This is a genomic window from Thalassospira xianhensis MCCC 1A02616, from assembly GCF_003326475.1.
Taxonomy (GTDB): Bacteria; Pseudomonadota; Alphaproteobacteria; order Rhodospirillales; family Thalassospiraceae; genus Thalassospira; species Thalassospira xianhensis.
In genome coordinates this window covers 1-17,532 of the sequence record NZ_JPWA01000013.1, presented here as the reverse complement: position 1 = coordinate 17,532, position 17,532 = coordinate 1, and the positions used below count along the sequence as shown (strand labels likewise).

The following is a 17,532-nucleotide window of genomic DNA, read 5'->3' as shown; positions in this document are numbered from 1 at the left end:
ATCTTAGCCGCTATTAATGAGCTAGTTTCAAACGAGACCGCGTCACCGGTCCGATAAAATGCGCGAGTACTTATGAGCCAAGGTTACGAAGCGACAGGTGCAGCCGCCGAACATCCGCTGGATGCACCAGACATCAAAATCTCTGTTCGCGAAGCGTTCGGAATTGATAGCGACATGAAAGTTCCGGCATTCAGCCAGGGCAGCGAACATGTCCCAATGGTCGATCCGACCTATCGGTTTGATCGCGATACCACATTGGCCATTCTGGCGGGCTTCGCCCATAACCGCCGTGTGATGATCCAAGGCTATCACGGGACGGGCAAATCGACCCATATCGAACAGGTTGCAGCACGCCTGAACTGGCCGTGTGTCCGTGTGAACCTCGATAGCCACATTTCGCGTATCGATCTGATCGGCAAGGACGCCATTGTGTTGCGCGATGGCAAACAGATCACGGAATTCCGAGAGGGCATTCTGCCGTGGGCACTTAAACGCCCGGTCGCGATGGTGTTTGATGAATATGATGCCGGCCGTCCGGACGTGATGTTCGTGATCCAGCGTGTTCTGGAAGTCGATGGCAAGCTTACCCTGCTTGACCAGAACAAGGTCATCCATCCACATCCGAATTTCCGTCTGTTTGCCACGTCGAACACGGTTGGTCTTGGCGATACAACCGGCCTTTATCACGGGACCCAGCAAATCAACCAGGCCCAGATGGATCGTTGGTCGATTGTGGCAACGCTTAACTATCTTTCGGTTGCGGATGAAACCAACATCGTTACAGCCAAGGTACCGTCGTTCGATAATGTCGAAGGCCGCAAGAAGATCGAGGCCATGGTTGCACTTGCGAATCTGACCCGTCAGGGGTTTGTTGCAGGCGACATTTCGACCGTCATGAGCCCGCGTACCGTTATTACGCTGGCCGAAAACGTCGAGATTTTCGGGGATATATCCTATGCCTTCCGTGTGACGTTCCTGAACCGTTGCGACGAGGTGGAACGCCCGATTCTGGCTGAATATTATCAGCGGTGCTTTGGCGAGGAACTGCCCGAAGAAGCCATCAATGTGATGGTCCGTTAAGGACCATCCATTGTTAAAGCAAATCGGCGACCTGATTCCAGAAGCGAGTAGTAAGATGAAGAATGATGAAGCGCTTTCCGGATTTTTGCGCGGCACAGCGGCGACGTTTCGCGCGCTTGCCGGACGCAATGATCTTGAAGTCGGCTTTGTCAAAGGCGGTCGGGCGGGTGGCTATGGTGAACATGTGCGCCTGCCGATGCCCAAACAGGCCCTGCCAAAGGACGAGGTTGCCGATCTGCGCGGTGTTGCGGACGGCTGGGCCCTGAAACTGCGTCACCATGACGTGGCCCTGCATGCTCGACGGATGCCTGAAACGGCCGAGGCACAGGCCGTTTACGACGCGCTGGAAACCGCGCGTTGCGAGGCGGTCGGTTCGCGTTATTTCCCCGGTGTGCGCAAGAACCTTCGCGAACATGCCGAACAGGATTGCCGTGCAAAGAACTTCCATCGTCTGACCGCGCGTGAAGATGCACCTTTTGCCGATGCGATCGGCATGCTCGCACGCGAGATTTTTACAGGTGAACCAGCACCCCAATCGGCCCGTCCGTTGATCGATCTGTGGCGTGCGCATATCGAAAAAAATGCCGGTGCAGATCTGGTCGATCTAAGTGATGTTCTGGACGATCAGGATGCCTTTGCAAGGGGGCTGCGCCGTCTTCTTGATCATCTTTCGCTGGAAGATGATATCGATGATGCCCCGCCTGAAAATGAAGGCGAGGACGAAGATGAAAAAGACGGCGAGACCGACCCGGATGAAGAACTCGACAGCCAGGGCGGTCAGCAGGGGCAGGCTGACGAATCCGAACCGGATGGCGACGATCAACAGCAGGACGCCGGTACCGAAGAAGCCGAAGCCGGTGAAGGCGATATCGACGACCAGCAGCTTGAAGCCATGTCGCAGGAAGAACAGCCTGCTGGACCGGGCGAACAGCCGGAATTTGATGGCAGGAACGAGCCGATTGAACGCGGGTATGAGCCCTTCACCCGTGAATTTGATGAAATCGTTACGGCAGACGAGCTTTGCGAAGGTCTTGAATTGTCGCGTCTGCGTGCCATGCTCGACAAACAGCTGGCGAATTTGCAGAACGTTGTTTCGCGCCTCGCCAACCGCTTGCAACGACGCCTGATGGCGCAGCAGAACCGTGGCTGGGATTTCGACCTTGAAGAAGGCATTCTTGATGCGGCGAAACTCGCCCGCATTGTTGCAACGCCGTCAACTTCGCTGTCTTTCAAGCAGGAACAGGATACGGATTTCCGCGATACTGTCGTGACCCTGCTGATCGATAATTCCGGTTCCATGCGTGGGCGGCCGATCACGATTGCCGCCCTTTCGGCCGATATTCTGGCGCGCACCCTTGAACGTTGTGGGGTGAAGGTCGAAATCCTTGGCTTTACCACCCGTCAGTGGAAAGGCGGTCAATCGCGCGAAAGATGGGTTGAAAATGGCAAGCCGCCGAAACCCGGCCGTTTGAACGATCTGCGTCACATTATCTACAAGGCAGCCGATACACCGTGGCGGCGTGCGCGCAAAAATCTTGGTCTGATGTTGCGCGAAGGGTTGCTTAAGGAAAATATCGACGGTGAAGCATTGCTTTGGGCGCATGAACGCCTTCTTGTCCGTTCGGAACAACGCCGGATTCTGATGGTGATTTCCGATGGGGCGCCGGTCGATGATTCAACCCTGTCGGTAAATTCCGGAAATTATCTCGAACGTCACCTGCGCGAGGTAATCGACGGGATTCAGACCCGTTCACCGGTTGAATTGCTTGCGATCGGGATTGGCCATGATGTTACCCGCTATTATCAGCGTGCTGTAACGATCAACGATCCGGAAGAACTGGGGGGTACCATGTTGCGCGAATTGTCCGATCTGTTCGATGAACAGGGCGCGCGTCAACCCAAACGCCCAATGCGTCATGTGCCTGCGGATACCGCCAGAGACAAGGCGACCGGTGATCGGGACCGCTGGTAGGCAAAGGGGATAAGGGCGTCATGACAGCCATTACCCGATTTGCCCCCAGTCCGACCGGGTTTCTGCATCTTGGCCATGCGGCCTCTGCCCTGTTTTCTGCAAAACAGGCTGGACCGGATGGTCGTTTTCTTTTGCGGATTGAGGATATCGATCAGACCCGCTGTCGTCCGGGATATATCGATGCGATCTACGAAGATCTCGGGTGGCTGGGGCTTCAATGGGAAGAACCCGTTCGCATCCAGTCGCAACATTTCAGCGATTATCAGCAGGTGCTTGATCGTTTGACCGATGCCGGTCTGCTTTATCCCTGTTTTTGCACCCGAAAAGACATTCAGTCGGAAATAGAGCGGATCGGAAATGCCCCGCACGGTCCTGATGGTGCGCATTATCCGGGAACCTGCCGTAATTGCAGTAAGTCCGAGCGTGCAGGCCGCATGGCCGCCGGTGAAAGCTATGCCCTGCGTCTGGATATGGGGCGAGCCCTCAGGCAGGCTGATGGCCCATTGTCATGGTATGATCGCAAGGCCGGTAAACAGGATGCCACACCGGAAATATTTGGCGATGTTGTCCTGGCGCGCAAAGATACACCGACCAGCTATCATCTGTCGGTGACCCATGATGATCATTTGCAGGGGATCAACCTTGTCACCCGCGGCGAAGATTTGTTTTTTGCAAGTCACCTGCATCGATTGCTGCAGGAACTGTTGAGCTACGATGTGCCGGAATATCATCATCACGGCTTGCTGACTGGGCCGGATGGCAAACGGTTTGCCAAGCGGGACAAATCCAAAACGCTGCGATCCATGCGCGAAGAAGGCATGACCGCTGTTGAAGTTATGGCGCTGACGGGATTTGCCTAAGCGATGCCGTCTTGGTTTCCAGAAGGTCCGGGCGTTCAATAAACCAACTGCGGATAAAATCGATCATCAGCCGGTTCTTGACTGGCAGGTTCGCCTGATACGGGTAAACCAGATAGATCGGCCGCAAGGGTGATGAATAGCCATTAAGTGCCGTTTCAAGCAATCCTTCAAAGATTGCCGGAAGGGCAACATAACGGGGCAGCCGGGCAACCCCCAAGCCGCGGATCGCGGCATTGCGCAAAAGTGGATAATGGTTCAGGCGCAGATTACCCTGCGCTGGAACTGATTGTGCGCCATCATCAGAAAAGAAAACCCAATTGCCGTCCTTGTAGTACTGAAAGTTCAGCAGGCAATTGTGATTTGCCAGATCAGCAGGCGTTTCAGGTTTTGGATGCTTTGCCCAGTAGGCCGGACTGGCGCAGATCAGTTCGGATAATTGACCGAGCGGAATGGCAACTTGTGCCGGATCGTCGGTTAGTCCGGCACGAATGGCGATATCGATATGGGCCGATTGCAGATCGCGAAACGTATTCTCCAGCTCCATCTCGATCTGGATGCGTGGATGGGTTCTTTGAAACGCGACGATGATGTCATCAAGAAACATTTCACCAAAGGAAACGGGAACCGTGATGCGCACGGTTCCCACCGGCTCGCCGCGCAAGGCTTCGACGGCCTCGAATGCAGCGGCGGCACTTTGGGTGATGTTTTGGCAATAGCCCAGAAAGGTTGTGCCGATCTCGGTCGGTTCGACTTTGCGTGTGGACCGGAACAGCAATTGCGCACCAAGTTCGGCCTCCAGCCGTTTGACATGCTGGCTGATCAGGCCCTTGGATACGCCAAGCGCCTTGGCTGCCTGGGTAAAGCCACCATTTTCTATAACCGCCGCAAAGCTGCGCATTTCACTAAGATGATCTTTCATTGTTTAAAATATTAAACAAAATGTTTGAAAAACACCAGATTAACATCAAAATTGTCCTGTGAGACGATCCCTCCATTGCAACATATTCCGAAGATGGAGGATGAAATGAAAGTTCTGTTGGTAGGCGCATCGGGAATCATCGGACGCGGGATTGATGCCGAATTATCCCAACGTCATGAAATCATTCGTGCGTCCCGCTCAAGTGGGGATGTCAATGTTGACCTGATCGATATTGCATCAATCCGGGCAATGTTTGCCAAGGTCGGCAAGGTTGACGCGGTCGTTTCAGCGACGGGTAAGGTTCATTTCGGTGACTTTTCCGAAATGGACGATGACAAATACCGCATCGGTATCAATGATAAGCTGATGGGGCAGGTCAATCTGGTGCTGGTCGGGCGTGACCATGTGGCGGATAACGCATCATTCACGCTGACTACCGGTATCCTGTCCAAAGATCCGATCCGTTATGGCAGCTCGGCCTCGATGGTGAATGGCGCAATCGAGTCATTCGTGCGTGCCGCCGCGATTGAAATGAAGCCGGGCCTGCGAATCAATGCGGTCAGCCCCGGTGTGATCCTTGAGGCAATGGAAGGCTATGCACCGTATTTCCGCGGGCATGCCCCCGTTCCGGCGTCACGTGCGGCCCTTGGTTATGCAAAGTCGGTCGAAGGTCTTCAAACCGGTCAGGTTTTCGAGATTTTCTAACGATCAGTTATGGAAAACCGGCCGGGACGTCATGTCTTGGCCGGTTTTGGGTGTTACAAGGGGTCTTGCTCCGAAAAAACCATACTTTCTGTCTGGAATTATGCGAGGTGACTGCTTACTATCCAAACGGCTAATGTTACGCATCCGATGGTTGAGCGTGTAAACGGCTGTAACGGAAATACCGGATGGGGCAGTTAACGGCCAGGGTGGCCAAAACCTTGAAACGGCTGCTTTTGGAACCCGGACACGGGAACGAAGCAGGGCTGGAGCTGCAAAAGAAGGTCCGTGGGGACCTTCTTGACCTTGCCTATCGTAACAACTGGGCGAATGTTCTTGTCAATCTTTCGGCCGGAAGCGGTCTTGCAGGAACCCTGTGGTTTCAGGGTGAACTGTCATTTGGCATGAGCATGTGGATTGCCGTGATCATTATAACGACTGTGATCCGGTTGTTTGGCGGATATCGTTATCATGCCGAACGGCGGCTGGTTTCGGCGTTTGATGATACGGATTTCCACAAATGGCTTGTGAGATATGCCTTGGGTGTTTGTTCCGGGGCAACGCTTTGGGCGTTGGCAGCCATCTTTGATCTGCCGGAGCAAAGCAATGAAAGCCGGTTTGTCATGCTGATCATTCTGGCCGGACTTGCTGGCGGGGCAACGGGTATTCTGGCCCCTGTTTTCAGAGTTGGCCGCTTTTATCTCGTGATGTTGCTGCTGCCAGCCAGCATTGTATTGATAGTCATGCCCGAACCGAATTATGTGCTGGCCGCACTGGGTTTCATATTTCTGACTGTCATGATGGTTACCCATCGCAACAATCATGTAATTCTCTATCGGTCGCTTGCGCTTAAACACGAAAATGACGGTCTGGTGGATGATCTGCGTGAACAGAACCGGATCACCCGTGACTGGAATATGACGCTGGAAGCTCGCGTGGCGAAACGGACGCGGGAACTTCGCAATCTTCTGGTCCGTGATACTTTGACCGGATTGCTGAACCGTGACGGCATTGTGTCCTGGTTTGAAGAAGCTCGTGCAAGCCACGGTAATCGTGCTTATGCAGTTCTGTTCATTGATCTTGATCATTTCAAACAGATCAATGACGGGTTGAGCCATGCAATCGGCGATCTGGTGCTTAAGGAAGTTTCGGCCCGCCTGCGGGAATATGTTGATGATCGTCACGCGGTGGGACGTTGGGGCGGCGATGAATTCATCATGATCCTGACGGACCAGCCCGAAAACCTGCATCAACTGGTTGACCAGACCATCGGTGAAGTTCGTGCGGCGGTCAACCGGCCCATCCATATTGCGGGACAGACATTGCATGTCGGTTTTAGTACCGGCGTTGCTTTCGGGAAGACCGAAAACCCGCAAATTGCCGAAATGATCCACTGGGCCGATTTGGCCGCGGCTGAAGTCAAACGATCGGGACGTGGCAGCGTGCACAGTTATGACAGCAAATTGCTGGTCGAACAGGAACGCCGGCTTGCCATCAATCAGGCCTTGCGTCAGGCGATGCCCGGCGACGAGCTGTATCTTGAATACCAGCCAGTGATTAGTGCAAAAAATGGGGAAATCGAGGCCTACGAAGTTTTGCTGCGGTGGGAAAGTGGCGAACTTGGGCGTATACCGCCCGACGAGTTTATCCCGATTGCCGAGGAATCTGCGCTGATTGTCGATATCGGTGAATGGGTCATGCGAGAGGCCTGCAAAACCATCCTTGACTGGTCCGGTTTTGCAGGTGGGCCTAAGGTGGCGGTTAACGTCTCGGTCCGTCAGATTGTGGTGCCACGCTTTGCGCGTATGGTGGAGAACCTTCTGCTTGAAACGGGGCTGCCGGCCAATCGCCTGATTATTGAAGTGACAGAATCGATATTTGATATCCGGCGCATGCAACTGATTTCGGAAGTCCTTTCCGATCTGCATGATCAGGGGGTGGAAATCCATATCGATGATTTCGGCACCGGCTATTCGTCGCTTTCGCGGTTGCATCAGATCCGTGTCGATGCCGTCAAAATCGACAAATCCTTTATCCTGAACATGGATATCAACGCACGCGCGGTAATTGAAGGGGCGATTTTGATTGCGCATCGGTTCGGGCTTGATGTGATTGCCGAAGGTATTGAAACCGAACAACAGCGCAGTGAACTTGCGGCGATGGGTGTGGACGCCTATCAGGGCTATTTCTTTGCCCGGCCATCCAGCAGCCCCTGTGATGATCCGCATTGGCAGAAAACGGAACCAAACGTTTGATCCTGCATCGGATAAACAAAACGGCCTGTCCGAAATGCGGCAGGCCGTTTGTTGTCAGCGTTCAGTACAATGCTTAGCGGCTGAAATCCAGGAGCACAAGGAAGCAGACCGGAACCAGCGCCAGAGCGACATAAATCCAGATCGATGCGACAGGAATGCCGAAATGCGCAAGCACATAACCGGCCAGATACAGAACCAGGCCAATTACAGCGACCAGCAAAATGCCCAAAAGGGGCAGGGATACCTTGGAATCGGTTTTCATCTTGCGCAATGCTCCCCAAGCGTGTGCGGAATAACTATGACAACACGCTAACACCGAATGCGCGATGATGTTTTGACAAGGATCAATCTGTGCGTCGCGATACTTATCAAACTATGTCGTGATCGATAAAAAAAATCAGTGAGCCTGTGGATCAGGCAAGTTCAGCAACCTGGCAACGTTGCGAAGCTTGTCGGGATTGCGTGTGATGAAAATACGGCGGATCTTGCCGTCACGGATATCAAGGGCGGTGGTTTGCAAGACATTGCCGCGTTCCAGACTGGCAAAGCCGGGTAACCCGTCGATCCAAAGAAAAGACAGAAGCTTCTCGGTGTCGCCATGTGTAGCGGCCTTGAAAAAGGCCAGCGTGATTTTTTCACCTTCGTCACGTTCGACGCTGTATCGCGGTTTGGCTGCCTGAACATGTTTGCGGGCACGCACGGCAAGCTGTCGGATGGCGGCAGGATCGCGGTCCAGTGTTTCGGCGACATCGTTAAGGGACACCGCAAAAACGTCGTGCAATAGAAATGCAGCACGTTCCAACGGTGAAAGCCGCTCAAGCACGAGCATAAGGCCAAGGGTCAACTCGTCGGTTTGCGGTTCTTCCTCTAACTCCACCAACGGTTCGGGTAACCAGTTGCCGACGTAAACCTCGCGCTGGGCACGGGCGGACTTCATTACATCAAGACAAAGATGGGTCACGATCCGTTTCAGAAAAACGCCGGGATTGCGGACAACGTTGTGATCGGTGCGTTGCCAGCGAATCCAGGCATCCTGGACGACGTCGTCCGCCTCGGCCAAAGAGCCAAGCATGCGATAAGCCAGCCGTTTGAGTTGGGTGCGGTGTTCTTCGAACACCGCTGTTGCTTCATCAGGCGGGTACATCGGATGCATTGATCGGATGAGACGCGGCAAAGCCGATCTGGAACCGGTTCCAGGTATTGATCGCACCGATAGCCATGGTCAGATAAACCTGTTCTTCAGGGGTGAATACACTGGCAAGGGCAGCATATTCGTCGTCGGAAGCACCCTTGTCGGCGATCAGCGTCAGGGTTTCGGTCCAGGCAAGTGCTGCCCGTTCCCGGGCACTGTAAAGCGATGATTCCCGCCATGCATCAAGCATATAGATACGCATTTCGGTTTCTCCGGCAGCACGGGCATCGGTGGTGTGCATGTGAAGACAAAATGCACAGCCATTGATCTGAGACGCACGGATTTTAACGAGTTCGAGCAAACGGTGTTCGAGGCTGCTTTCCTGAATGGCACCTTCCAACGCCATCATCGGCTTTATGCATTTTGATGCAAGTTTGAAATGGTTTTCAACACGCAGTGTCATGGTTTGGTTTCCTTGTTTTGCTTGGGGGGCGGTTGGCAGGTTCTCGGTGCAGCCAACATGTCGGATAAGGATCGCCGCACCCGGGTCGGGGGAAACTGATGCGGCGATCCGTGCCGGCGGAGGGGGCCGCCGACGGGTTATTTCTCAATCGGGGTGGTCAGGACGGTCTCGTTGGTATCGACAACAAACACGGCAAGCAGTTTTGCCGGTTCGGTGTCACTGGCATTTGCGCTGACACCGTGGCGGTCGCCGGGATATTCGGAAAAGCTCTCGCCGGCGCGATAGGTAATGACCGGGCCATCATTCACCTGACTGTTGATCGCACCCTCAAGGATGGTTGCGTAGATGAATGCCGATTCCGGATGGGTATGTGCCGAGGAAAAGCCGCCAGGGCCATATTCGACCAATACCGCCTTCATACTTTTGCCCGGTACATTGGGCAGTTCGTGCTCATAGACAACGGTGACTTTGGCGTCTTTGTCCTCTGAATGGGCCGCGGCGGCTTGTGCCAAAGTGATGGGCGCAAGCAGGGCGGACGCGAAGAGAAATTTCCTGATCATTTTTGCCTCCTGTCGGGGATGGGTAAACAAGCAAAGGTGGCCGTAGGTTGTGGATGTCTGGGGCATTCACTGGGCTGCAATTGAATGCCCGAGCCAGTCTTCAAACCGGTTCGTGCCAAGCCACGGATCGATATCCGGGACAAGTGCCTTTTCGGAAAGTTCAACACCGAAATAGGGAGCTTTGGGATCGGCAATGACGGTGCGAGGGTTCTGCATGGCACGCAGATATTTCGCGACCAGTTCATGCATGCGGAAACGATCCGGTCCGGCGATTTCGGCAATGCCGTTCATCGGTTTGCCAAGCGCAAAGGCCGCCATTGCATCGGCAACATCGTCCGATGAAATTGGCTGGATAAAGGCTGTTGAAAGGCGAACATCGTTTCCGACGGTGCCGGCATTGGCAATGCCACTGACGAATTCAAAGAACTGTGTTGAATGGACGATGGTAAAGGGAATGCCAGATGCCTTGATCAGGTCTTCCTGTGCCTTCTTGGCACGGAAATATCCGCTGCCCTGCAACTGATCTGTACCGACAATCGAAAGGGCGATGTGATGGCGGACACCGGCAGCTTTTGCGGCCGACAAAAGATTCCGCCCAGATGTCTGGAAAAATTCCATGACTGCCGCGTCTTCAAACGAGGGCGAGTTCGCAAGATCAATAACGACCTCAGCCCCTTCAAGTGCCTCCGCAAGCCCGTCGCCGGTGATTGTATTGATACCTGTATTGGGGGAGGCCGCGATCACGTCATGGCCCTGCGCGGCAAGACGCGCGACGGTTTTGGTGCCGATAAGGCCCGTACCACCGATAATGACGATCTTCATGTCTGAACCCTTCAAGCTGGTCTCAAGCGCTCGGACATCGGAATGACATTCCGTCGACGCTCGTAAACAAGACGAGACGGATTTTGCAGAAGTGACATGGTCCGGCATTTTTTGTGAAAAAAATCGACTGGCCTGTTGGAGAAGTATCCGGAGGGCGACAGAGGGAAGCCCTCACCTTGATATTATATGTGCTTGGTCGTGATCTGTCAGAATCGGGTATCCCGCAGGTATACGGAGCGCCAAACCGAACCGGAGGTATGGCGGCATGTCGGGGAAAATCGCTTGATTCCGTGTGGTTGAGATGGGAAAAGCCGTTCTTGCGCGATGCAATATGAACGGAATGTGCAAAACAGGTGTTTTTGTCGTGTAAAAGCGTGGATGAAGGCTTGACGGCATCTGCCAGAGGCGGTAATAACCCGGCTCCAAGCGCGGGCCTGCATGTCAGGCCAAGCGTCCTTTTGCGAATTATAGACCAGGAGATCAGGTCATGGCACGTCGCTGCCCGGTATCCGGCAAAGGCGTTTTGGTCGGCATGAATGTGAGCCACGCCCACAACCGCACCAAACGTCGTTTCCTTCCGAACCTGCAGCCGACCTCGCTGCTGAGCGAGGCGCTCGGTCGTTCGGTGCGTCTGCGTCTGACCACCAATGCGATCCGCACCATTGAAAAACGTGGTGGTCTGGATGCATATGTGCTCGGCACTGCAGCTTCCAAGCTGTCGGCAGAGCTGGTGAAAATCAAACGCCAGGTCGCCAAGGCTGTTGAAGCAAAAGCTGCCTAAGGCACGCTTTCTGCTTTAAGAATTACGAAGGCTCGCGATTGCGGGCCTTTCGTTTTTCAAAGAATTCAGATCGCCCTGTTCCGGGGCCATAAAAGGGTCGTGCATCACCGATGCGCGGCCTTTTTGTTTGGTCGGGCGGCAGGACGCAGATACGAGTCGTCTTTGTTCATGCCGGTTTTATGCAAATGTTTGCGACTCGGCTTCAAGCGGCATTTGCGCTTTGCGAAAATTGGTCTATACTTTGCTCTATCAGTGATTTACGCGACCGCGTCGCATGGCTTGATGAAACGTCACGATATGTTCATCACCCGCGATTCGCGAACCTGCTAAGTAGTGGGGGCGACTCGGTAAACACGGTGGAGCGGATGGTATGCATTTATCGCCCAATGCGTGTCCGGCACTTGTTCTTAACGCCGATTTCCGGCCGTTAAGCTATTTCCCGCTGTCCTTGTGGTCCTGGCAGGATACGCTAAAGGCAGTGTTTCTGGAACGCGTTGATGTTCTTTCAGAATATGACCGTGAAGTCCATTCCCCGTCCTTCAAAATGAAACTGCCAAGCGTCATATCGCTCAAGGAATATGTTTCGCTCAAAAGCAGCCCGGCCTTCACCCGGTTCAACGTGTTCCTCCGCGATCAGTTTTCCTGCCAGTATTGCGGGGATCGTCTGCCCACCAGTGATCTGACATTTGATCACGTGATCCCAAGGTCGCGGGGCGGTCGCACGAACTGGTCGAACATTGTGACGGCCTGTTCGGACTGTAACCTTTTCAAGGGCAGTCGATCGATCCGGGAAGCCGGACTTCGGCTGCGCAGAACACCCGAACAGCCGAGCATGCACGAACTCCAGACCATCGGACGCCGCTTCCCGCCAAACTATCTTCACGAAAGTTGGCGGGATTTTTTGTACTGGGATACCGAACTGGAATACGATTTTTAGGAACGTCCCATTCTCTTCCCTTCTTAATAAACAAAAAGCACTGCCCAATTAAGAACAGTGCTTTTTGTGTTTCATCGCAGTCAGGTGGTAACTACCAGCGATATTTGACCGATGCCAATATCGTACGTCCCGGGCCGTAATAGCACGAGTTTGTGCTATCGGCGCAGGAAGTCACATAACGTTCGTCTGTCAGGTTAGTGGCATTAAGTGCGAAACGATAAGCATCCAGATCATAGTGAATGCCTGCATCAAACAGAGTCGTTGAAGGGACTTTGACATTGTTTGCATCAGTTGCAAATGTTGATCCCAGATAGCGTATGCCGCCATTAACTCCCAAACCAGATAACGGCCCAGAATTCAAAGTGTAGTCAGCCCATGCTGATGCAGTGTGCTCTGGAATACCGGATGGAGTATTGCCTTTTTCGGATGCGGTGTTGGTTTCGGTAATCTCGACATCTTGGTAAGTGTAGGCAAATTTTGTCGTCAGGCCTTCAATAGGTTCAAACAGGCCTTCAATCTCAAGGCCACGGGACTGCTGTTCACCTTCCTGAATGTTATCAAAAGCACCACCAGAAGGATCATTTGTCAGAACATTTTCACGAGTGATATCGAACAGGGCCACGGTGAACAAGCCATCAAAACCTTCTGGTTCGTACTTGGCACCAACTTCATACTGAACACCTTCTTCAGGATCGAAGCTGTTGCCAAAGCGATCTGAACCGGAAACCGGATTAAATGATTCAGAATAACTGACATAGGGAGTCAGACCAAAATCGGTTTTATAGGCAAGCCCGGTACGTCCTGTAAAAGCACTATCGTTTCAACTGCTTTCCGTTCCATTTTGCTGGTTCAGTGTCGTTTCATCCGCCCAGTCATGACGTCCACCGAGGGTTAGAACCCAGTGTTCATCAAACTCGATCTGATCCTGTAAATAAACACCAACCTGTTCTGCTGTGAGCTTTTCATCGGTTGGGGTGAAATAACTGGTCGGACGGCTTCCATAGGAAGGATTGTAAACGTTGATGGAATCAATCGTTCCGTAGCGCAGGAAACGATCAAAAACATATCGCTGATAATCCAGTCCACCCAACATGGTGTGGCGGATGCCGGAAGTCTCGAACTTTGCCTGCAGTTGGTTGTCGATGGCAAAGGAGTCGCCTTCCTGATCAGTCTCCTGAACACCGCGGTTTAGTGTGCCTACGGCTTCGTCTGCCCAGCCATTTCCGTAAAGGCTGTCATAATCAACCTCAACATAGCTATAGCGAGCATTCTGACGGAACATCAGGGAATCAGTGAAGTTATGGCTGAATTCATAGCCGATGGCATACTGAGTACGATCATAGTGGTCGTAACCTGGTTCGCCCGTGAAGAAATCTGTCGGAATGGCACCGTTGATAGCGTCGCGGAATGTGCCGTTTGCAGGAAGCCAACTATTGGCGCCACCGGTGTTATCTTCTTGATAATAAGATAATAGAGTCAAGCTGGTATCTTCCCCTTCCCATGTTAGGGAAGGGGCGAAATAAACTCGGTCATCTTCGACGTAGTTAACCTGCGTGTCAGAGTCTCGGAGAAGCCCGGTTGCACGGAAAAGAACCGAACCATCTTCGACAATTTTTCCACCAATATCAAATGAGCCTTGCTTGCGATTATGGCTGCCGGTCTGGAGTTCAATTTCGTTTTCCATGTCGGCTCTTGGTCGTTTGGATACTGTATTGATCAGGCCGCCAGGAGCATTTTGCCCATAAAGGACTGAAGTTGGGCCACGCATCAGTTCAATGCGTTCCAATCCGTATGTTTCCTGTTGCCAAGAAACAAAACTATAAGAGCGTTGCTGGAGGCCGTCCCGATAAAGACCGTTCTGGGTTTCATCAAACCCACGAATGTTGAACCAGTCCAAACGCTTGTCATAGCCAAATTTGTCAGGTTGAATACCAGCCGTGTAGTTCAGTGTTTCTGACACGGACTGAGCTTGGCGGGCTTCAATTTCCGTATTCCCGATCACTGAAATGGACTGCGGGGTTTCTGCAATTGGGGTATCGGTTTTGGTCGCTGTAGCACTTTGTCCGGCAACATATCCCTTGACCGGTGATGTTGCTGTTTCTTGGCGCTCTGCCTCGATTAAAAGAGGATCGACAACGATTTCCTCGTTGGTTTCGTCCGTGGCTTGCTGGGCGAGAAGTTGTGTGGGCAAGCTGGTGCATAGAATTGCAACGCTGCCAAGAAGGGCTGTTTTGAAGCGCGTTCGGGTCAAGAACGTCATTTGAGGGGTTTCCTGCATCGGTTGTCATGTGTGACAGTCCGATAGCACGATTAGGAAAACCGGATATTGAACCCTATTTGCCCGTATTGAACGGATTTTGGTTTAATTTTCAGGCGGTATGTTCGCGTCGCCATACGCCCGGTGTGGTGCCTGTGATGCGGCGGAAGACGCGGGTCAGATGGGCCTGATCTGCAAAGCCGACATGTGCCACGACACTGGCAAGCGGTGTTGTGTTGTCGCGCAGCATGGATTTGGCGCGTTCAATGCGTGCCTTCATTTGCCATTGATGGGGCGGCATGCCGGTTGTTTCGCGAAATGCCGAGCAGAAATAGGATTGTGACAGACCAGTCAGTTCCGCCAGTTCATCAAGCCGGATAACGCGACCGCAATTCTGTTCAATAAAATCTACCGATTTGCGCAAGTGGTGCGGGGCAAGTTTGCCGCGTTTGCGTGATGTTTCGCTTTCGGGAAGTGGCGTCAGCAACGCACTGGTAAGAGCCGTTACCAGACTCTCTCCGTACAGGTCAGGCGAGGCGATATCGCTGGCGAGGTCGTCTGCGATCATGTGCACAAGTGATCTGATCCGGGGATCGCAAAAACCGATCCGGGGCGTTTCAAGGATTGCGCGATCAATCTCTTGATCAAGATGCTTTTCAAGGTTGTTGATATCGAGATGGATATCAAGGTGACGTAACCGGCATTTTTCCCGAATTTCGGCAGAAATTTCCATTCCTGCCGGAATATATGACAGGCACCCCTGTTCGCGACGAGAAGATCCAAAAGGATCTTCGGGCGTTTTGACGCGGAAGTTCGATTGTCCGCTGCAATCAAGAATGGCGACCAGTCTTGGTGCACAGGAAACGTAGGTGCCCCCAGCCTTTTCACGGCATTCGACATGCCACAGATCGGTAATCGCAGAATTCCAGCGACGAAAACGCAGATCGTCCAGAAGCGAGATGCCCTCTATCCTGCTTGTCATTTGGGGATGGAATGTCATGTCCGGCATTCCTAGGATCGTCCTTGTCTGTGTTCTAGCAGAAGCCGGTTGCCTTCAATGCGCCGGTCCTGCCTGATCAATTAATGCTTGGATTGGTGGACACTATAAGAAGAATTGCGTGCAAACAAGAACAATTCGCATTACCAATCTGGAAAAGGCAGAAATGGAGCAATTTTAATCGGGCGGATATTGGTCGCGTTAGGTATCGGTCTTCAAACCCGCCTGATCGCTACCGGCGGGTTCGTGGGGCAGATCGCAAATGTTACTGCTTCATCCAGCGCGACGGAGCAATAAAGCACAGGATGGCAAGAATGGCCGAGAAGAAGACATTGACCGTTGGCATCGTGATGCCAAACAGGGTCCAGTCAATCTTGTCGCAGCGAACAATCGGCTGCGCCATTAACTGTGCCTTGAGGTCCGCGACCGAAGCCGCGCCGCTTGTCAGGCCGCCGCACATTGCTGGGCCTTCCCACCATAGTTCCTGGACACCGACGTGATAGATCGCAATGCCGGTTCCGATGGCAAATGCCATGCCACACAGATAAACAAGAACGCGTGACGCGCCGGGTATCCTAAGCAAAAGCAGGGCAAGGATGGCAAGGCCGCCCGCAACATAAAACGGAACGCGCTGATACAGGCACAACACGCAGGGAAGAAGCTTCTGCACATACTGGGCATAGAAGGCAAAGCCGAGGCTTCCGGCGGAAATCAGGAAAATGGCAACCGGTGGCAGGGCCGGGGCATAATGTGCGCGAAGCAATTTTATCATCGGGTCGTTCCGTTATCGTTTTGCGGTATTAACCGTGCGGGATCAGCTTGATGGCGGCAAATCCACCGACAAGGACCACAACAAATATGGTAAAAACGAGGCCAAGCCGTTTTTCGATAAAGTCGCGAATAGCCGGGCCGAATTTCCAGATCAGGGCAGCAATGATAAAGAAGCGCAAACCGCGCGCAAGAACCGATGCAACCATGAATATTGCCGGGTCGAGCGCTGTCACACCCGACAGAATGGTAATGACCTTGTAGGGGAACGGGCTTACGCCGGCAATGAACACCGCCCATGCACCCCATTCATTATAATAGTCGCGGAATGTATCGAACTTTGCGCCATAGCCGTAAAGCTGCAATACCGGCTGGCCTATGCTTTCAAACAGGAAGTAACCGATGCCATAGCCAGCAATGCCGCCCAGTACAGACCCGACAAGGCAGATCAAGGCATAGCGCCATGCCTTGGTTGGAGCTGCAATGATCATGGGGATCAGCAGGACGTCGGGGGGGATCGGAAAAATCGAACTTTCCACAAAGGCGATAATGAAAAGCGCAATGGCAGCGTGGCGATGGGCGGCCAGGCCAAGGGTCCAGTCATAAAGGCTGCGCAGCACGGAAACGCCCTTTGCGGTTAAGACGATCAAAACGATGCGGCGCGGTGGCCGATATGGGGGTGATGTAACCGCATTTGGCCTTGTGCCGCAATGACCTTTTCCCGCAGAAAGCTCTATGCGGCTGGCAACGCAATTTTTGCGCAAAGTCCCATTGACCGGACGAAATTTACAGCTATTATCCGCCCCCACGATGGCGGGTGCGCAACGCACCCATATGTGCCTGCCCCTGTGGCGGAATTGGTAGACGCGGCAGACTCAAAATCTGTTTCTCTTTGAGAGTGGGAGTTCGATTCTCCCCGGGGGCACCATCGACCTACAAAATTAACGATAAGTCGTTGATTTTTATACGTCATCATAACACGCAAAACCTTCTCAATTCCCGAGTGATACACAACAGGTGGTACACG

16 protein-coding genes, 1 tRNA gene and 1 pseudogene are annotated in these 17,532 nt (G+C 53.1%); 8 read left to right on the top strand and 10 right to left on the bottom strand.

What is annotated here, in order from left to right; genetic code table 11:
• Positions 1-72 precede the first annotated feature (72 nt).
• Genes cobS through gluQRS form a run of 3 tightly spaced genes read left to right on the top strand, consistent with a single transcriptional unit; the run spans position 73 to position 3,912 of the window.
• Complete coding sequence (cobS, locus tag TH5_RS11960) at positions 73-1,080, top strand: cobaltochelatase subunit CobS (RefSeq protein WP_114122063.1); 1,008 nt, start codon at positions 73-75, stop codon at positions 1,078-1,080.
• Between the two features lie 55 nt (positions 1,081-1,135).
• Positions 1,136-3,052 (top strand): cobaltochelatase subunit CobT, encoded by a 1,917-nt coding sequence (cobT, locus tag TH5_RS11955; protein ID WP_114122062.1) that lies wholly within the window; start codon positions 1,136-1,138, stop codon positions 3,050-3,052.
• 20 nt (positions 3,053-3,072) lie between these two features.
• A complete protein-coding gene (gene gluQRS / locus TH5_RS11950) occupies positions 3,073-3,912 on the top strand; it encodes a tRNA glutamyl-Q(34) synthetase GluQRS (protein ID WP_114122061.1) in 840 nt (279 codons plus the stop codon).
• On the opposite strand, the gene TH5_RS11945 is transcribed toward gluQRS, so the two are convergent.
• A complete protein-coding gene (locus TH5_RS11945) occupies positions 3,887-4,831 on the bottom strand; it encodes a LysR family transcriptional regulator (RefSeq protein WP_114122060.1) in 945 nt (314 codons plus the stop codon). The two genes, gluQRS and TH5_RS11945, sit on opposite strands and share 26 nt — an antisense overlap.
• A gap of 105 nt (positions 4,832-4,936) precedes the next feature.
• Here TH5_RS11945 and TH5_RS11940 point away from each other — a divergent pair, with 105 nt between their 5' ends.
• Together TH5_RS11940 and TH5_RS11935 are read left to right on the top strand one after the other, a co-directional pair.
• Positions 4,937-5,536, top strand: coding sequence for a short chain dehydrogenase (locus TH5_RS11940; RefSeq protein WP_114122141.1), 600 nt, complete (start codon positions 4,937-4,939; stop codon positions 5,534-5,536).
• Positions 5,537-5,721: 185 nt separating this feature from the next.
• A complete protein-coding gene (locus tag TH5_RS11935) occupies positions 5,722-7,788 on the top strand; it encodes a putative bifunctional diguanylate cyclase/phosphodiesterase (RefSeq protein ID WP_114122059.1) in 2,067 nt (688 codons plus the stop codon).
• 73 nt (positions 7,789-7,861) lie between these two features.
• On the opposite strand, the gene TH5_RS11930 is transcribed toward TH5_RS11935, so the two are convergent.
• From TH5_RS11930 to TH5_RS11910, 5 genes are all read right to left on the bottom strand, one after another.
• Entirely contained in the window at positions 7,862-8,050 is a 189-nt protein-coding gene (locus tag TH5_RS11930) for a hypothetical protein (protein WP_062951542.1), read from the bottom strand.
• Between the two features lie 135 nt (positions 8,051-8,185).
• Complete coding sequence (locus tag TH5_RS11925; RefSeq protein WP_114122058.1) at positions 8,186-8,932, bottom strand: sigma factor; 747 nt, start codon at positions 8,930-8,932, stop codon at positions 8,186-8,188.
• Positions 8,919-9,383 (bottom strand): carboxymuconolactone decarboxylase family protein, encoded by a 465-nt coding sequence (locus TH5_RS11920; protein ID WP_114122057.1) that lies wholly within the window; start codon positions 9,381-9,383, stop codon positions 8,919-8,921. Before TH5_RS11920 ends, TH5_RS11925 begins: the two co-directional genes overlap by 14 nt.
• A 137-nt stretch (positions 9,384-9,520) precedes the next feature.
• Positions 9,521-9,943, bottom strand: coding sequence for a cupin domain-containing protein (locus tag TH5_RS11915; RefSeq protein ID WP_114122140.1), 423 nt, complete (start codon positions 9,941-9,943; stop codon positions 9,521-9,523).
• Positions 9,944-10,009: 66 nt separating this feature from the next.
• Positions 10,010-10,765 (bottom strand): SDR family oxidoreductase, encoded by a 756-nt coding sequence (locus tag TH5_RS11910; RefSeq protein WP_114122056.1) that lies wholly within the window; start codon positions 10,763-10,765, stop codon positions 10,010-10,012.
• A 487-nt stretch (positions 10,766-11,252) separates the two neighbouring features.
• Here TH5_RS11910 and rpmB point away from each other — a divergent pair, with 487 nt between their 5' ends.
• Both rpmB and TH5_RS11900 read left to right on the top strand, forming a co-directional pair.
• Positions 11,253-11,546 (top strand): 50S ribosomal protein L28, encoded by a 294-nt coding sequence (gene rpmB, locus TH5_RS11905; protein ID WP_062951537.1) that lies wholly within the window; start codon positions 11,253-11,255, stop codon positions 11,544-11,546.
• 370 nt (positions 11,547-11,916) lie between these two features.
• Entirely contained in the window at positions 11,917-12,483 is a 567-nt protein-coding gene (locus TH5_RS11900) for an HNH endonuclease (protein WP_007089028.1), read from the top strand.
• Positions 12,484-12,574: 91 nt separating this feature from the next.
• On the opposite strand, the pseudogene TH5_RS11890 reads toward TH5_RS11900, so the two are convergent.
• The 4 genes and pseudogenes from TH5_RS11890 to TH5_RS11875 all read right to left on the bottom strand — a co-directional run bounded on the left by TH5_RS11890 (position 12,575) and on the right by TH5_RS11875 (position 17,125).
• Positions 12,575-14,743: pseudogene (locus tag TH5_RS11890) on the bottom strand (TonB-dependent siderophore receptor).
• A 109-nt stretch (positions 14,744-14,852) separates the two neighbouring features.
• Positions 14,853-15,740: a helix-turn-helix domain-containing protein gene (locus tag TH5_RS11885; protein ID WP_114122139.1), complete on the bottom strand. Its 888-nt coding sequence runs from the start codon at positions 15,738-15,740 to the stop codon at positions 14,853-14,855.
• Between the two features lie 262 nt (positions 15,741-16,002).
• On the bottom strand, positions 16,003-16,509 hold the full coding sequence (locus tag TH5_RS11880; protein ID WP_114122053.1) for a disulfide bond formation protein B: 507 nt from the start codon (positions 16,507-16,509) through the stop codon (positions 16,003-16,005).
• A 28-nt stretch (positions 16,510-16,537) separates the two neighbouring features.
• Positions 16,538-17,125, bottom strand: coding sequence for a YqaA family protein (locus TH5_RS11875; protein WP_114111331.1), 588 nt, complete (start codon positions 17,123-17,125; stop codon positions 16,538-16,540).
• 222 nt (positions 17,126-17,347) lie between these two features.
• Between TH5_RS11875 and TH5_RS11870 the strand changes: the two genes are divergently transcribed.
• Positions 17,348-17,433 (top strand) — tRNA-Leu (locus TH5_RS11870).
• The last annotated feature ends 99 nt before the right edge of the window (positions 17,434-17,532 follow it).

What these genes read in the sequence shown, in the direction of transcription:
- TH5_RS11930 (WP_062951542.1), bottom strand. Translation starts at nt 8,050, where the DNA reads ATGAAAACCGATTCCAAGGTATCCCTGCCCCTTTTGGGCATTTTGCTG.
- TH5_RS11880 (WP_114122053.1), bottom strand. Translation starts at nt 16,509, where the DNA reads ATGATAAAATTGCTTCGCGCACATTATGCCCCGGCCCTGCCACCGGTT.
- rpmB (WP_062951537.1), top strand. Translation starts at nt 11,253, where the DNA reads ATGGCACGTCGCTGCCCGGTATCCGGCAAAGGCGTTTTGGTCGGCATG.
- TH5_RS11940 (WP_114122141.1), top strand. Translation starts at nt 4,937, where the DNA reads ATGAAAGTTCTGTTGGTAGGCGCATCGGGAATCATCGGACGCGGGATT.
- TH5_RS11920 (WP_114122057.1), bottom strand. Translation starts at nt 9,383, where the DNA reads ATGACACTGCGTGTTGAAAACCATTTCAAACTTGCATCAAAATGCATA.
- TH5_RS11935 (WP_114122059.1), top strand. Translation starts at nt 5,722, where the DNA reads ATGGGGCAGTTAACGGCCAGGGTGGCCAAAACCTTGAAACGGCTGCTT.
- cobS (WP_114122063.1), top strand. Translation starts at nt 73, where the DNA reads ATGAGCCAAGGTTACGAAGCGACAGGTGCAGCCGCCGAACATCCGCTG.
- cobT (WP_114122062.1), top strand. Translation starts at nt 1,136, where the DNA reads ATGAAGAATGATGAAGCGCTTTCCGGATTTTTGCGCGGCACAGCGGCG.
- gluQRS (WP_114122061.1), top strand. Translation starts at nt 3,073, where the DNA reads ATGACAGCCATTACCCGATTTGCCCCCAGTCCGACCGGGTTTCTGCAT.
- TH5_RS11910 (WP_114122056.1), bottom strand. Translation starts at nt 10,765, where the DNA reads ATGAAGATCGTCATTATCGGTGGTACGGGCCTTATCGGCACCAAAACC.
- TH5_RS11915 (WP_114122140.1), bottom strand. Translation starts at nt 9,943, where the DNA reads ATGATCAGGAAATTTCTCTTCGCGTCCGCCCTGCTTGCGCCCATCACT.
- TH5_RS11945 (WP_114122060.1), bottom strand. Translation starts at nt 4,831, where the DNA reads ATGAAAGATCATCTTAGTGAAATGCGCAGCTTTGCGGCGGTTATAGAA.
- TH5_RS11900 (WP_007089028.1), top strand. Translation starts at nt 11,917, where the DNA reads ATGCATTTATCGCCCAATGCGTGTCCGGCACTTGTTCTTAACGCCGAT.
- TH5_RS11925 (WP_114122058.1), bottom strand. Translation starts at nt 8,932, where the DNA reads ATGTACCCGCCTGATGAAGCAACAGCGGTGTTCGAAGAACACCGCACC.
- TH5_RS11885 (WP_114122139.1), bottom strand. Translation starts at nt 15,740, where the DNA reads ATGACATTCCATCCCCAAATGACAAGCAGGATAGAGGGCATCTCGCTT.